Origin of the sequence: Leptospira chreensis, from assembly GCF_016919165.1 — a bacterium.
In the GTDB taxonomy this organism is placed as follows: domain Bacteria; phylum Spirochaetota; class Leptospiria; order Leptospirales; family Leptospiraceae; genus Leptospira_A; species Leptospira_A chreensis.
The window spans coordinates 1-15,858 of record NZ_JAFFPS010000019.1; the positions used below are offsets into that span (position 1 = coordinate 1).

Here is a 15,858-nt window from a genome sequence, read left to right on the forward strand (position 1 = left end):
GACTCTCTTTACCTTTGTTCTCCTGATTGGTATAGAACCAACGGAATTAAATTATTATTATCAGAGCCTGCCATCTCCATTGATACCATCAAACGGAAGTTAGTTACCAATTTAGGTACGGAACTCGAATTCGATGAACTCATTTTTGCAACTGGTTCCTCTCCTTTTGTACCTCCACTCGAAGGTTTAGATAAAGAAGGAGTTTTTGTTTATAGAACCATTGAAGATCTAGAACAAACCATGGAATACAGCAAAAAAGTAAAAAAAGCTGCTGTGCTTGGTGGTGGACTCCTCGGACTCGAAGCTGCCAAAGCTCTCGTTGATTTGGGTAAAGAAACTCATGTTGTGGAGTTTGCTCCAAGACTGATGCCAAGACAGTTGGATGATGGCGGTGCTGCCATTTTAAAATCGAAAATCGAAGAGATTGGTGTTGAAATTCATTTAAACAAACAAACTGAAAAAGTTCTAGGCGCTGAAAAAATTGAAGGATTCGAGTTCAAAGATGGTGGGAATCTACAGTTTGATATGCTCATTGTTTCTGCAGGAATTCGTCCACGAGATGAACTCGCCAAAGAAGCCGGCATTGCTGTGGGCGAACGTGGCGGTATCATCGTTGATGATGGAATGGGAACCAATGTATATGGAATTTATGCGATTGGGGAAGTAGCTTTACATAGAAATTTTATTTACGGTCTTGTAGCACCGGGTTATGAGATGGCAGAAACTCTTGCCTTCAATTTATGTAGCCCAGGTAGTAAACCAAAGGTATATGTTGGCTCCGATTTATCCACAAAACTAAAGTTAATTGGTGTAGAAGTGGCTTCTTTTGGAGATGCTCTTGGCCAAGCAGAGCACATTCCTATTGTATTTAAAAATCCTAGAAGTGGTGTTTATAAAAAATTAGTCATCTCTCCCGACGGTAAATACTTACTCGGTGGAATCCTTGTTGGGGATGCCAAAGCTTATGGGAACCTACTTTCTTTCTATTTGAACAAAATGGAACTTCCTGAAGAGCCGGAAACCTTGATCGTTGGTTCTGTATCCGCAGAAAATCTTTTTGGGGCGGATGCTTTACCAGATGAAGCAAAAATCTGTTCTTGCAATAATGTATCCAAAGGAGATATTCTCAAAGCCATTCGTGAAAAAGAATGTTATGACATTACAAGCTTAAAGAATTGTTCCAAGGCTGGTAGTGGTTGCGGTGGATGTTTACCTCAAGTCAACTCCATTCTCAAAGCAGAATTGAAAGTTCAAGGAAAGGTGGTCACAGAACATCTTTGTGAACATTTCAAATATTCCAGAAAAGAACTATTCCAAGTTATCAAAGTCAAATCACTGAAAAGTTTTCCTGATGTGATCAAAGAAATTGGACGTGGAAACGGATGTGAAGTTTGTAAACCAGCCGTTGCATCCATTCTTGCGAGCGTATGGAACGAACCCATTCTCAAACATAGAGAAATCCAAGATACCAATGACAAATACCTCGCTAATATCCAAAGAGGAGGAACTTACTCAGTAGTTCCGAGAATCCCTGGAGGAGAAATCACTCCTGAGAAACTCATTGCGATTGGAGATGTTGCCAAAAAATACAATCTCTATTGTAAAATCACAGGTGGACAACGTATCGATTTGTTAGGTGCAAGGATTGACCAACTCCCTGCTATCTGGAAGGATTTGATTGAGTTTGGATTTGAAAGTGGGCATGCGTATGGAAAGTCTATGCGAACTGTAAAAAGTTGCGTGGGTTCCACTTGGTGCCGGTTCGGAGTACAAGACAGTACATCTTTCGCAATTAAATTGGAAGAACGCTATAAAGGAATTCGTGCCCCTCATAAATTAAAATGTGGAGTATCCGGTTGTATTCGTGAATGTGCAGAGGCCCGTGGAAAAGATTTTGGAATCATTGCCACAGAAAGAGGTTGGAACCTTTATATCGGTGGAAACGGAGGAGTGAATCCGAAACATGCGATTCTTTTTGCAGAAGACTTAGACGAAGACACTTGTATCAAGTATATCGACCGTTATATGATGTTTTATATCAGAACCGCAGATAAACTAATGAGGACTTCTACTTGGTTAGAACAACTAGAAGGCGGAATTGATTACTTAAAAGACGTAGTGATCAATGACCGTTTGGGAATTAACTCACAATTAGATGAAGAGATGAATGCTCTTGTAAACACTTATCTCTGTGAGTGGAAAGATGTTGTAGAAGATACTGAAAAACAAAAGAAATTTAGACATTTTGTGAACAGTACCGAAACAGATCCTAATATCAAATTCATCGAAGAACGTGGCCAGATCCGCCCAGTGGATTGGGTAGAAAAAGATTTAGTCAATTCATAAACAGGAGAAAGAGAATGTCAGTAGATACAAAAAACAAAGAACGAGTATTCATAGGTCCAGTTTCTGAATTCGAAAAAGAAGGTGGAGTGTCAGCAAAAGTGGGCGAAAAACAAATTGCGATTTTCTACTTTGAATCAAGAAACGAATGGTATGCTTGCGATAATGCCTGCCCTCATACAGGGGACATGGTTTTGTCTCGTGGATATCTTGGAGATAGTAATGGAGATCCAAAAGTAGTTTGTCCTCTTCATAAAAGAAATTATTCACTCACAAGCGGCGAATGTATGAGCGGCGAAAATTACAAAGTCAATCTATATCCCGTCGTTGTAGAAAACGGATCTGTGTATTTGGAAGTAGATCCTTCCCATCCAGGTAACTAAGGTTCATCGTTAAGTTTATGGATTCGCTAAGTCACCCAACAAACAAAGGTAAAGTGTATTTGGTCGGAGCAGGACCGGGGGATCCGGAACTTCTCACGGTCAAAGCACTCAAAACATTAAGGAAAGCAGATGTTGTTTTCTATGATGATTTGGTTTCTCCAAGAATTCTTGGAGTTTGTCGAAAAAAAATCCAATTGGTCTATGTTGGGAAAAGACTGGGAATCCATAGTTGTTTACAAGACGAAATCAATTCCAAACTCATCCAAGCCGCAAACGAATTCAAAACTGTTGTTAGGCTAAAAGGCGGTGATCCTTCCATTTTCGGACGTGTGGGAGAAGAGTTTGCTGCACTCCTTAGAGAAGGAATCCAATGTGAGATTGTTGCTGGCATCACTACGGCATCAGGTGTGGCCTCTTCTTTAGGATTTCCTTTAACCCATAGAGACTATGCAAGAGAAATCCTTTTCCTATCAGGACATAAAAAGGATGGAGCGAACTCCGAAGGTTTTAGAAACCTCAATTGTGTTGGAAAAACCGTCGTGGTTTATATGGGCTTAAATTCGATCGATCTCATTGTCTCTGAACTCCTGGATGCGGGAAATACAAAAGAAACCCCAATCGCAGTGATTCAAAATGCAACTCTCGATACAGAGCGAGTCTTCACTGGAAATTTAGATTCGATCCAGACCATCATTGCAGAAAACGAGGTCAAATCTCCTGCCATTCTTGTGATCGGAGAGATTGTTCGTTTCTATACAGAGATGGAAAATTTGAAAAATGACTGTTCTTCCATTCTTGCACCCTTATAAGGGATAGGAATGAATGATATCACAGGCAAACGAACCACCCTTCGGTATGCAGAAGCAGAAGGGTATGTGTATTGTAAGGCGGAGACAATTGAAAGAGTCAAAACCAACACTTTACCCAAAGGAGATCTCTTTGGTGTAGCAAAGGCTGCAGCCCTACTCGGATCCAAAAAAACTTCAGAACTCATCCCCCATTGCCATCCTGTTCCCATCGATTCCTTTTCGGTTCAATTTGAAATCATAGAAGAAAAAAATGCCATTCGCATCCAAACTGCGGCCAAGTCCATAGGCAAAACAGGAATTGAAATGGAGGCCCTAACTGGCGTTACAGTTGCCGCTCTTGTGATTTATGACCTCTTAAAACCCATTGATAAAGAAATAGAAATCTCTTCTGTCCGACTCCTAGAAAAAAAGGGAGGAAAAACAGATGCACAAATTTCTAAATTTGCTGCAGGTTCTACTGCAAAAATTTTAGTATGTTCCGATTCTTGTTTTGCTGGGAAAAAAGAAGATGGTTCGGGAAAAATCATCTCCGAACTCCTCGTCCAAGAAGGTGTGGAAGTTTTAGAAATTAAAATTGTTCCCGATGAACCAAAAGAAATTCAAGAAACCATAACCAATTGGACCAAAGAAAAAATCGATCTCATAGTCACCACCGGTGGGACTGGTCTTGGCCCTAGAGACAATACAACCGATTCCATAAAACAAATCTTGGACCAGGAATTACCTGGTGTCGCTGAGGTGATGCGTTCCTTCGGACAAGACAGAACTCCTTTTGCGATGTTGTCTCGTTCGATTGCTGGTAGAATCGGAAAATCTCTCGTTGTGGCTGTTCCTGGAAGTAGCAATGGTGCAAGAGAAAGTATGACTGCCATTCTACCTGCGATCTTTCATGCCAAAAAAATGATGCGAGGAGAGGGGCATTGATTTCCTACACGGAAGCTCTGGATAAAATTCTTGCGGAAGTTAGAGTTTATCAGGACGAACTTGTATCTTTAAGCGAAAGTCTAGGGCGAGTGCTTAGCACAGATGTCGAAGCTGATAGGGATTATCCACCTTTTCATCGTTCGGCGATGGATGGATTCGCTATTAACTCCCAAGGTTATTCACCAAACCAAATCTATCCCTACCATAGAGAACTTCCTGCGGGAATGAGTATGGATTTAGAACCAAATGAATTGGCCATTCGAATTATGACCGGTGCCCCCGTTCCCGAAGGTTTGGATGTTGTGATCAAAATTGAAGATGCGACCCTTTCTGAATCAAATGGACAAAAACAAGTTTCCTTTTCCACAAAAGAAATCAAACCCTGGTTCAATATTTCCAAACGGGGGGAAGACTTACAAACGGGAGATTTGGTTTTGCCAAAAGGAATCCAAATCGGAACCTCCGAATTTTCACTCCTCGCAAGTCTTGGCAAAGAAAAAGTTTCTGTTGTCAAAGCACCCAAAGTTCATATCATCTCCACTGGGAATGAAGTCATTCCGATACACCAATCTCCCCTCCCTTATCAAATTAGAGATTCCAATTCTTATACGATCACATCCATTTTATCCAAATACAAAATTCAACCAGAATCCGTTACCCATGCACCTGATTTAGAATCAGAAATCACCGAACAAATCCAAAAAGGATTAGAGGCCGATATCTTAATCCTATCAGGCGGAGTTTCTATGGGCAGTCTGGATCTTGTGCCATCCATATTACAAAGATTAGGTGTTGAACTCATTTTTCATAAAACAGCAATCAAACCAGGAAAACCCATTTGGTTTGGAAAAAGAAAAAACACCGTTGTATTTGGAATGCCAGGAAATCCATTCAGTGTCCAAACCTGTTCTCGTATTTTCCTGGAACCTTTCTTAAGAAAGTCCTATGGACAAAATCAACTTCCCTCTTATAAACTCCCCTTTTCTGCCACCAAACAAAGAAAAGGCTCTCTTACCGAATTTTTTCCTGTGCGATTCGAAACTACAGACAAAACCTATCTTGCACCAACTACTTTCAATGGAAGTGGAGATGTACGAGCCGGTGTTTTCTCCGATGGCCTTGCGGTCTTTCCAAGTGAACTCTCTCAAATCCAAAGAGGTGATATCGTCGACTTTCTACCTTGGTGATCTCAATCATCAGAATATCTGTATAATTCGTACGCAGTTTATTCGCTTTCTGATCAAAAAATTGCCAGATTGTAGTGCATTCTCCTAAGTAAGGGAAAACCATAAGCGTAAAGTTCAGTTTTAAGGCGTTTTAACACATTTTAGGTCATTTCGCGCTCTGGTACGCTTTTTGCATTGTTTATCAGCATAAGGAGTAAACTTCCCGTGACTATTACACCTCATGCGAAAGCAACTAAAATCGAATTATTCAGCCTAGCGACACCGCAGATGCGCACCTTTCACCTAACATGGATTGCATTTTTTCTATGTTTTTTTGGATGGTTTGGAATCGCCCCCCTTATGGTTTATGTTAGAGAAGAACTTTCTTTAACAAAAGCTCAAATAGGAAACATCATCATTGCTTCTGTCGCCATAACCATCTTTATGCGACTGTTTATCGGTTGGTTGTGCGATAAAATTGGGCCACGGATTGCGTATACTTTTCTTTTGACATTAGGATCAATTCCTGTTATGTGCATTGGTCTTGCTGATAGTTATCTTTCATTCTTATTATTACGATTGGCCATTGGTGCCATCGGCGCTTCCTTTGTGATCACACAGTATCATACATCGGTTATGTTTGCACCGAATATCATTGGTACAGCCAATGCAACCACTGCGGGATGGGGAAACTTAGGTGGTGGTGTGACTCAAATGGTGATGCCAATCCTTTTTGGTTTCTTTGTTGCATTTGGTTTTACTACTGGTGTTTCTTGGAGACTTGCCATGGTAGTTCCAGGTGCCGCTTTGTTTTTTATGGGGATCATTTACTACTTCGGAACACAAGACACGCCTGGTGGTAACTTTAAAGACATCAAAGAAACCTATCCAACCTTCCAAGGGGGAAAGAAAAATTCACTCAGTAACTTCTTACTCGTGATCAAAGATCCAAGAGTTTGGTTACTCTTCCTTGCTTATGGTGCTTGTTTCGGAATTGAACTTACCATCAATAACATTGCTGCCTTGTATTATGTAGACCAGTTCAAATTATCTCCTGCAACTGCAGGACTCATCGCTGGACTTTTTGGACTCATGAACTTATTTGCAAGAACCCTCGGTGGGGCATTCGGTGATAAGTTTGGAATCAAATGGGGACTTCGTGGAAGAGTCGTTTGGTTGGCAGCCGTGCTTGCAGGGGAAGGCCTTTGTTTGATTTTGTTTTCACAAATGAATTCGCTGATCCTTGCGATCTCTTCCATGATCGTCTTTAGTTTGTTCGTACAAATGTCCGAAGGAGCTACATTCTCCGTTGTTCCTTTCATTAACAAAAAAGCAATTGGGGCAGTCTCCGGGATTGTGGGTGCTGGCGGAAATGCGGGTGCAGTGTCTGCGGGATTTTTATTCCGAGGAGATTTAACTTACCAAAACGCACTTCTTATCATTGGAATCACTGTTACCATTGCATCCTTCTTCACTCTACTTGTAAAATTCTCAACAGAAGAGGAAAAGGAAGTGGGTGAGGAAATGAGTAAAATCATTCCTACAAATGAAAAAGGATCCACTTTAGTTTCTGCCACATAGAAAAACAAATGAGTCAATTTTAGGAAAATAGATTCATTTTAAACTTGTCTAAAACAAACTTTCTCTTAAGATTCTCGTCTTAGGAGAAAGTTATGGATCAAATTCATTACCGGTCTTGCAGTTTATGCGAGGCAATGTGTGGACTACAAATCGAATTGAAAGATGGCTCCATCCAAGGCTTCAAAGGAGATCCAGAAGACAAGTTTAGTCGAGGCCATATTTGTCCCAAAGGTCCCGAACTAAAAAGTCTCTACCAAGACCCCGATCGAATCAAATTCCCTCAAAAAAGAACAAAAACGGGATGGGAAACCGTCTCTTGGGTGGATGCCCTCTCCGACATCGCCACACAACTCGTAAAAATTCAAACCACATACGGAAACGATTCCGTTGCTGTTTATAATGGAAATCCCACCGTTCACAACTACGGATCTATGTTACTCGGACAACGATTCTCGAGTCGGCTCAAAACAAAAAATAATTTCTCCGCCACCTCAGTAGACCAGTTACCCCACCAGCTACTTTCTTATCTGATGTTTGGCCACCAACTCCTAGTCCCCATCCCCGATATTGACCATACCGATTTTTTTCTCATTTTAGGTGGGAATCCATTTGCATCTAACGGAAGTTTAATGAGTGTTCCTGATGTGAAAAAAAGATTAAAAGCCATCCAAGACCGCGGAGGAAAGTATGTAGTCGTAGATCCTCGTAAATCCGAAACGGCGACACATGCGGATGAACATTTATTTATCAAACCAGGAACAGATGCCTACTTCCTACTGGCCGTCCTCCATGTCCTTTTTGAAAAACAGCTGACAAAACCAAATGACCTGATTCGCAAAGAAGATATACAAACCATTCAAGCAGTCACAAAAGATTACAGCCCCGAACAAGTTTCTAAAATCACGGGTGTTCCCAAAGAAACCATAGAAAGAATTGCATTTGAATTTGCGAATGCACCTTCTGCGGTTTGTTACGGAAGAGTTGGTGTGTCCACTCAAGAGTTCGGAGCGATTTGTCAGTGGCTCATCAACGTCATCAATATTGTCACTGGAAATTTAGACAAAAAGGGTGGTGCCATGTTCACTCTCCCGGCGGTCGACTTAGTGGGTGAAGGCTCTGTCATGCGCTCCTCTCCGGGAAGTTTTAATTCCTACCAATCCCGAGTGCGTAAACTTCCTGAATTCAGCGACGAACTTCCGGTGGCGGCCCTAGCCGAAGAAATACTCACGGAAGGCGAAGGAAAAATTCGCGCCCTATTCACTTCAGCAGGGAATCCCGTTTTATCCACACCTAACGGAACAAAGCTGGATAAAGCCTTATCAAGTTTGGATTTTATGGTGAGTGTGGACTTTTATTTAAATGAGACAACAAAACATGCACACTATATCCTACCTCCCACATCCGCTTTAGAACATGATCATTATGATTTGATTTTTAATGTATTTGCGGTTCGGAATACAGCAAGATACAACCAACCTTTATTCACACCAGAACCCGGAATGTTACATGATTGGGAAATTTTCTCTGATTTAACCAAACGTTTGGAACTGACCCGCGCTGGTAAAGAACTCCCCAAAGACATCATCAAAACAAAACTAACGCCCGCTAGTATCATCGATCACGCACTCAAATCGGGACCTTATGGAAACAAAGGGCCTCATAATAAAGAGATGAGTTTGGAGCTTTTAAAAAATAGTCCTCATGGAGTGGACTTAGGGGCACTCACTTCTAGCTTTCCGGAACGTTTGTATACCGAAGACAAAAGAATCCATCTATTCCCAGAGATTTTGAAAGAAGATTTACCAAGACTCAAAACTAAGTTTTCCGAATGGGAAAAATTTAGTTCCGACAAATCTCATTTTTTACTGATAGGAAGAAGGCATTTACGAAGTAATAATTCTTGGATGCACAATCTACCAAAACTCATGACAGGTAAAGCGCGCTGTACTGTGATGATCCATCCCAGTGATGCCAACCATTTGGGAATTATCAATGAGGAAGAAGTGATTGTCGAATCCTCAGTTGGTAAAATTCAAATCCCTGTAGAAATTACCGAAGAACTAATGCAAGGTGTTGTGAGTATTCCTCATGGTTTTGGACACAATCGCGGAGGCACCAACCAAAAGGTAGCCACCGAGTTTTCAGGAGTGAGTATCAACGATCTCACCGATGATCAGGCGATTGATGAATTTTCAGGAAATGCTGCGTTTAGCGGAATCAAAGTATCGATTAGAAAACAACCAGCCTAAAGCAAAGGTTGGTTGTTTAAGTATTGGGTATAGGCGCGCCTTCCCCCAATCAGCGAATAGACTTTGTTTGTGGATTGAAAATAGGAAATTGCTTTTTTAGAACGAACTCCCGTTTCACAAATACAAACAAGGGTTAGTTCTTTATCGAAATTCGGAAGATACCCTCGTTCCAATTCGGACAACGGCAATAAAAAAACTCCCGGGATGGGATGGGAATCTGTTTCCTCTTTTTCTCGGACATCCACAAGTAGAGTATTTCCTTTTTTTTGAATATGAAGGAATTCGTTTGGATGTATTTCTCTTTCATCAAAATTCGAAGGAGTTTCTTTTTTTCCATTTCCGCATACAGGACAATCGAGATTTGCCTCTATCTTAGATTGGTATAATGTGGGAGGGTTCCATTCCATAAAGTATACGGAAGATAGGTCTGTCGAGTTTGGATCCAAAAGATACTGCAGTGCCAAAGAGGATTGGTAAGTTCCGGCCAGTGCCGTTTGTACGCCGAGCACACCACCCAAACTACAATTCAAGGTATCCCCTTCTTTCAAATTAGGAAACAAACAACGATAACATGGTTTTCCCTTTCCAGAAAAAATTGCAAACTGAGCACTCGTACGAAATACGGAAGCAGTCACCAAGGGAATTGATTTTTGAATACAAAGATCATTGATTGTATACTTCGAAGTTATGGTATCCGTACAATCCAAAACAAGATCCCATCCACGAAGGAGTTCGGGTGTTGTTTCATCCGATATCAGTTCCGAAAAACATTCCACTTGCAACCAAGGACAATGTTCCAACAAAACCTTAGAAACTACTTCTGTTTTGGGTAGACCCAAATCTTTAAAGGTAAACAATGTTTGGCGGTGGAGATTGGATACTTCCACAAGGTCGAAGTCAACCAGGCCAATCCGACCGATTCCTCCAAGGGCGAGCTGCAAAGCGGCAGGACAACCAAGCCCACCAAGGCCAATGATGAGGACAGAGGAATCTCTCCATTTTTTTTGACCAAGAGAGCCAATTTCTGGAACTTGGATTTGGCGTTGGAAAAATAGTCCCTCGTCTGTATCCATAAAATAGAGGAGAATTTAAGATTTATCCCAATCAAGGAGAAATTAGACTTCAGGCAAAATAGTTTAATAAACGAATCTAACTTCCTATTTTTGTTTTCAATTGAGAAAACTAGATTAAACTCGACTTTAAGGTGAAAGCGAATACTAGAAAATTTGAAGTACTTCGAGTGAGTATTCTATCTCATTGTAGTTTTGCCTGTGTTTACTGTGCCCCGAAAAACAAACCTGATCTACCCAACTTTTATCCAAAAATTCATTATCTAAATCCTGAACTTTTAGAATCCAAAATCAAATTACTCACATCCCATATCCAACTCAAAGAAGTTCACCTAACAGGGGGAGAGCCGACACTCCATAAAGATCTGGTTTTATTAATTCAAAAACTAAAAGAAATGTCGATCAATGAAATTGCCATCACTTCCAACGGATTCTTTGAGGACGGACTCATCCAAAAAATGAAACTGGCAGGACTCACTCGAATGAACTTTTCTTTAGATAGTTTTTCGCAAGGTGGTTTTGAAAAGCTCAGCGACAGGAAACTTCCCGTAGAACATTTGTTTCGAAGAATTTTAGAAGCAAAAACATTTGGTTTAGATGTCAAAGTCAATTGTACGGTTTTAAAAGGTTTTAATGAATCAGAAATTCTAAATCTACTCCAATGGACCGGAGAGAACGGAATTCCCATTCGGTTTTTAGAGTTTATGAAAATGGGTCCTTTACAAGAAGAACACTCCAATTGTTTTTATTCCGCAGAAGAAATTCGAAATACCATCAGGACTCAACACAACTTTCAAGATTATCCCACAGCACCAGATTCTACCGCCACCTATCACATAACGGATGAAGGTTTTATATTCGGAATCATTGCAAACCATACAGAACCATTTTGTGAAGGCTGTAATCGCCTGCGAATGGATTCTCTTGGCAAGATTTATGGCTGTCTGAGTGATGAGAGATCCTTCGACCTTCCTTCCAATCCTTCGGAAGTTCCCTTTGTTTTGGAACAAGCAATGGAAACCAAAAAAACACAATTCACAGGTTCCGAACTTTCTATGAAATTCATTGGAGGATAAATGAAAATCCAACTTTTATCTTTTGCTGCACTGAAAGATTTTTTTCCATCCAAACAAGAGCTTCGCTTTGATGGAACCAAATCCGTTTCGGAATTAAAATCCTATCTTAGTAATTTGAAACCAGAAGCTACAAACTTAATCAAAATCAGTCGGATTTCAATCAACCAAATCATTGCCAAAGATTCTGATTCAATCACGGAAGGGGCAGTTGTGGCAATCCTTCCTCCATCAAGCGGTGGTTAAATGGAAACAAATACCGAATTCAAACACATAACAGAAACAAAGTTAGAACTTTCTTCCCAACTCCCACCACTTCCCAGTATGGGCGGATATGTATTATTTGCAGGTGTTGTCAGAGACATTAATGATGGAAGGCAAGTCACTCATTTAGAATATGAGGCCTATTCTGAAATGGCAAACCAAATGATCGTAGCCATCATCCAGGATGCCTTTCAAAAGTGGGACTTACAATTCGCCGATTGTATCCATAGATTGGGAAAACTAGTTTTAGGCGAAGTGGCAGTAATCGTTAACACCGGAGCTATCCACAGAGACGAGGCTTACAAAGCAAACCGTTACATCATCGATCGAGTCAAACATGAAGTTCCCATTTGGAAAAAGGAATATTATGTGGATGGAAGTTCCGAATGGTCACAAGGTTGTTTGCATGACTCACACGAACACTAATCCCAGTTTTGTACTTCTCGTTGGAGGACAAAGTGTTCGGATGGGAGAAGACAAAGGTTTTGTTCCCATTGGCAGGGATTCTCATTTTTTAGGGCAGATTCTAAAAAAGCTAAATGGGTTTAGTTCTTCTATCTATGTTTCACTAAGAAAGGAACAAGTGGATTCTTATACCAAATACTTACCAAAATCTTCTCTTATACTCGATCACGATCTGCCCGTGGAAGGCCCACTTAAAGGAATCCTCTCCTCCTATTTGTACTTAAAAGAAAACAATCTATTAAACGATTTTATTTATGTATTACCGATTGATATTCCTTATATAGAAGAACAAACCATAAAACGATTGTTAGATACATTCCAAGAACAAGGGGAACCAGTATCCGGGATTTTTTACGAATCTAAAACTGGTTTAGAACCCTTATGTGGAATTTATACAACAAAGACATTATCTCAATGGATGGATTCTCTCTCCTTAACGGGAAAACATGAGTTTTCATTGCAGAAACGAATCAAAAACCTCGAACCAAAACCTATTTTGATCCAACTTCCGTCAGAGGAAGAAATTAATTTTAGAAATATAAACTCAAAAAATGAATTATAAAGGAATCTACCTATGAGTTTTTTCAAAAGAAAAAAAAACTGGATCTTCGATATGGATGGCACCTTAACCATCGCCAACCATGACTTTGAAGCAATTAAAAGGGAATTAGAAATTCCTTTAGACACAGACATACTCACTTCGTTATCCAAACTCCCTAAGGAAGAAGCAGAAAAGAAACATACGCAATTGGGTGAAATTGAACTAAAAATCGCAAAGTTATCAATTCCTTCGCCTGGAAGTTCTGAACTATTACAAGAAATCAAAACACAAACAAAGAATTTAGGCATCCTAACAAGAAATAGTTTTTCTAACTCGATCGAAACTTTAAAAGCAGCAGGCCTTATCGAATACTTTGATTCCAATTTTATTTTTTGTAGAGAACGAGCAGTACCAAAACCAAATCCAGAAGGAATCTTTCAGTTGATGGACCTCTGGAAAGCCGATCCAACCGAAACAGTTATGATCGGCGATTATGTTTACGATTTGGATGCCGGATCAGCCGCGGGAGTGGAAACCATATACATTGATCCGACTGGAGAATTTCCGTTTAGAGAGTTCGCAACTCATTGCATTAAGGAATTAGGCGAAATCCTAAATCTCTAAAACTAACAAAATTAAGATTGGTTCATACCAAATGAAAGATTGTAGTGCAATTCATTAAATATTTCAATAGAATCCCTAATCTCACGACATCACAAATACTTTCAAATATTCTAATACTCTCAATATAGAAATTTTTTCGCAAAATTAGAAATCCAATAAATTAAGTGAATAAAATATTTCCTCCAATTGTTAAGAGGGATAGATGCGCTCTTTTCATTTTTCTTCAATTTTAACTTTTTCCCTCTTCTTAGTTTCGTGCACCGGTCAGTCCACCAAAGAGGATCTATCTTCAATTGCCTTTTTAAGTTTTTTGGGCGCTCCATCCAATCCAACACTAGAGGATAAATTCCAATCCATTCAAATAACAACCTTTTATAGAAAAGATGGTAACTTGCAATTCCAAGATATCCTGATTGAATATAAATTAAAAACGTCTAAAGACGAATCCGAAACTGTAGAAGCATTTATAGGAAACCCAAACGAAATCTCCTATAATTCACAAACCAATCAAATCTCTGGACATTTCCACCAAAAAGAAGACCTATTCAAAACAAACTCTGTCGTTTTTAGCTATTCAGATTATACTAGAAAATTCAAAATTTTTCTAACTTTAAAAAAGGAAGGAAAAATCATTTCTGCAACAGAACTGACAACCACTCCACCAAACCCTCCTGCCATCCCAACCAATTCCATAACTCTACCAACAATAAGTTATGAAACCAAACGCTCGCTCATAGGTGGAACGGAATATCAAGTGATCTATGTCAAGTTCCAAGCAGGTTCTGATTTATCCGCCTATAAACGGTTAGATGCTTATATCGGTAGACCAAATATAATCAGCTTAGCAGCTGACAACTATAATGTCGTAGACTACATCAAGGTTAGCTCTTACGATAAGTATGCTGGGTATTTTTTATTTCTAACTCCGGAACTTAGCGCTTCGTATAAAATCATAGTGGTAGGTGCTACCATAGACGCAAAAGGAAATCGAAGTATAGATACTGTCCCACCGCCACCACCCGCATCGCCTTGTGCAGGAAGTGTGAATGTACCCACTACCATCGGTAATTGTGCCACTCATTGTTTGGTTGTAGATTTAGTAGGCAATCAAATGGAATATACAGCAAAAACAATAATAGGCACTACTACAGAAGAATATTTATATTTAGATTCAACAAGTTCTACGGTAAGTGGTGGAAGTGGGCCTGCAAGTTTTGCATATATCGAACATTTTTCGCCCATTGGAATTAATACATACCAAACAGACTCAAGATCGTTTGATGTCACGACCTATTCCAATGCATGTGTCGTCTTATCATCCTATCTTGTCCAAGAAGGACCATCTGGGTTTAGAGATACCTTCTTAACCGCTAAAGTAATTGTACCTTAACTTAATTTTGACTTCAAAAGAGATAATAATTCCTTAAATTTGAATGGGGTTTTGGTTACGGATAGGAAATCGAATTTCAAAACGAGTGCCATTTGTTTCTTCAGTGACTAATGTTCCCCGTAATTGTTTTACTAAGTTTTTAACAAGAGTGAGACCAATCCCCTTTCCTTCTAAAAAATCACTTCCTATTCCTAATCCATCGTCCTTTACCATAAGGACAAATTGTTCATCCATCTTCCCCAAATTCACTTCAATTTTCCCATAATTACGATTCATAAAGGCATGGCGAAAAGAATTGGAAACAAGTTCATTCAGGATCAATCCCATAGGAATGGCCCGATCCAGATCCATCTCCAATCCTTCCTCAATAGATTCATACAATTCAATTTTATTTTTATCATTTAGATAGGTGATTTTTAAATTCCCTAATATAGAATTAAAAATAAGATTTAAATCCACATACAATAGATTAGGTGACCCATAAATAATCTTATGAACCGATGCAATCGCCAAAATTCGATTCTGAATCAATCCTAAAGAAGTAGTTAACTTTAGATCATTCTCCGATTCTGCTTGCATGGCCAAAAGACCAGAAATGATTTGTAAATTGTTATTCACTCGATGATGAATCTCTGTTAAAAGTTTGGATTTTAATTTCAAATCAGCTTTGATTTGTATTTCATGTTCGATCCTTTGGGTTTGTTCCTTTTTTACCGAATGGACATACAAAAAAATCAGAAGAAACATTGCATAAAGGTCTTTAAAAAAACCTTCATATTCATCAAAATAATCTATTTTATAACCATGTTCTAATACATTAGAAATATTCACATAACAAGGAATCACTGCCAGAATCAATACGAACACCCCTTCACCACGATAGGTCGGGTTACGAATCAAATTTTTGATGATGATAAAAATTGCAATGATGTAGATGAATAAAGACAAAAGATTGATGATTGCTATCAAATTCATA

General features: G+C 39.5%; 15 protein-coding genes. 13 read left to right on the forward strand and 2 right to left on the reverse strand.

Translation table 11 applies throughout. The annotated features are described in order from the left end of the window. The 7 genes from nirB to JWG41_RS05600 all read left to right on the forward strand — a co-directional run. Positions 1 to 2,346: nitrite reductase large subunit NirB (gene nirB, locus JWG41_RS05570; RefSeq protein ID WP_205268952.1), on the forward strand; the 2,346-nt coding region annotated here is incomplete at its 5' end. 14 nt (positions 2,347 to 2,360) lie between these two features. After that, a complete protein-coding gene (gene nirD, locus JWG41_RS05575) occupies positions 2,361 to 2,726 on the forward strand; it encodes a nitrite reductase small subunit NirD (protein WP_205268953.1) in 366 nt (121 codons plus the stop codon). Positions 2,727 to 2,743: 17 nt separating this feature from the next. After that, positions 2,744 to 3,535: a uroporphyrinogen-III C-methyltransferase gene (gene cobA, locus JWG41_RS05580; RefSeq protein WP_205268954.1), complete on the forward strand. Its 792-nt coding sequence runs from the start codon at positions 2,744 to 2,746 to the stop codon at positions 3,533 to 3,535. A gap of 9 nt (positions 3,536 to 3,544) precedes the next feature. Continuing rightward, complete coding sequence (gene moaCB / locus JWG41_RS05585) at positions 3,545 to 4,459, forward strand: bifunctional molybdenum cofactor biosynthesis protein MoaC/MoaB (RefSeq protein ID WP_205268955.1); 915 nt, start codon at positions 3,545 to 3,547, stop codon at positions 4,457 to 4,459. Continuing rightward, on the forward strand, positions 4,456 to 5,646 hold the full coding sequence (locus JWG41_RS05590) for a molybdopterin molybdotransferase MoeA (protein ID WP_205268956.1): 1,191 nt from the start codon (positions 4,456 to 4,458) through the stop codon (positions 5,644 to 5,646). Before moaCB ends, JWG41_RS05590 begins: the two co-directional genes overlap by 4 nt. Positions 5,647 to 5,850: 204 nt before the next feature. Beyond that, a complete protein-coding gene (locus tag JWG41_RS05595) occupies positions 5,851 to 7,206 on the forward strand; it encodes an MFS transporter (protein ID WP_205268957.1) in 1,356 nt (451 codons plus the stop codon). Positions 7,207 to 7,298: 92 nt separating this feature from the next. Continuing rightward, positions 7,299 to 9,455, forward strand: coding sequence for a molybdopterin-dependent oxidoreductase (locus JWG41_RS05600; RefSeq protein ID WP_205268958.1), 2,157 nt, complete (start codon positions 7,299 to 7,301; stop codon positions 9,453 to 9,455). Here JWG41_RS05600 and JWG41_RS05605 read toward each other — a convergent pair. Then, positions 9,452 to 10,528, reverse strand: coding sequence for a HesA/MoeB/ThiF family protein (locus tag JWG41_RS05605; RefSeq protein WP_205268959.1), 1,077 nt, complete (start codon positions 10,526 to 10,528; stop codon positions 9,452 to 9,454). The genes JWG41_RS05600 and JWG41_RS05605 overlap by 4 nt on opposite strands. A 131-nt stretch (positions 10,529 to 10,659) precedes the next feature. On the opposite strand from JWG41_RS05605, the gene JWG41_RS05610 reads away from it, so the two are divergent. The 6 genes from JWG41_RS05610 to JWG41_RS05635 all read left to right on the forward strand — a co-directional run bounded on the left by JWG41_RS05610 (position 10,660) and on the right by JWG41_RS05635 (position 14,882). Continuing rightward, complete coding sequence (locus JWG41_RS05610) at positions 10,660 to 11,601, forward strand: radical SAM protein (protein WP_205268960.1); 942 nt, start codon at positions 10,660 to 10,662, stop codon at positions 11,599 to 11,601. After that, positions 11,602 to 11,844, forward strand: coding sequence for a MoaD/ThiS family protein (locus JWG41_RS05615; RefSeq protein WP_205268961.1), 243 nt, complete (start codon positions 11,602 to 11,604; stop codon positions 11,842 to 11,844). After that, positions 11,845 to 12,288 (forward strand): molybdenum cofactor biosynthesis protein MoaE, encoded by a 444-nt coding sequence (locus tag JWG41_RS05620; protein ID WP_205268962.1) that lies wholly within the window; start codon positions 11,845 to 11,847, stop codon positions 12,286 to 12,288. Then, positions 12,269 to 12,889 carry a molybdenum cofactor guanylyltransferase gene (locus JWG41_RS05625; protein ID WP_205268963.1) on the forward strand — a complete coding sequence of 207 codons (621 nt, stop codon included), beginning with the start codon at positions 12,269 to 12,271 and terminating at the stop codon, positions 12,887 to 12,889. The genes JWG41_RS05620 and JWG41_RS05625 overlap by 20 nt, the downstream gene beginning before the upstream one ends. 12 nt (positions 12,890 to 12,901) lie before the next feature. Beyond that, positions 12,902 to 13,492 (forward strand): HAD family hydrolase, encoded by a 591-nt coding sequence (locus JWG41_RS05630; RefSeq protein WP_205268964.1) that lies wholly within the window; start codon positions 12,902 to 12,904, stop codon positions 13,490 to 13,492. A gap of 202 nt (positions 13,493 to 13,694) precedes the next feature. Next, positions 13,695 to 14,882 (forward strand): hypothetical protein, encoded by a 1,188-nt coding sequence (locus tag JWG41_RS05635; RefSeq protein ID WP_205268965.1) that lies wholly within the window; start codon positions 13,695 to 13,697, stop codon positions 14,880 to 14,882. 33 nt (positions 14,883 to 14,915) lie between these two features. On the opposite strand, the gene JWG41_RS05640 is transcribed toward JWG41_RS05635, so the two are convergent. Next, positions 14,916 to 15,857 carry a sensor histidine kinase gene (locus JWG41_RS05640; protein ID WP_205268966.1) on the reverse strand — a complete coding sequence of 314 codons (942 nt, stop codon included), beginning with the start codon at positions 15,855 to 15,857 and terminating at the stop codon, positions 14,916 to 14,918. Between the last annotated feature and the right edge of the window lies 1 nt (position 15,858).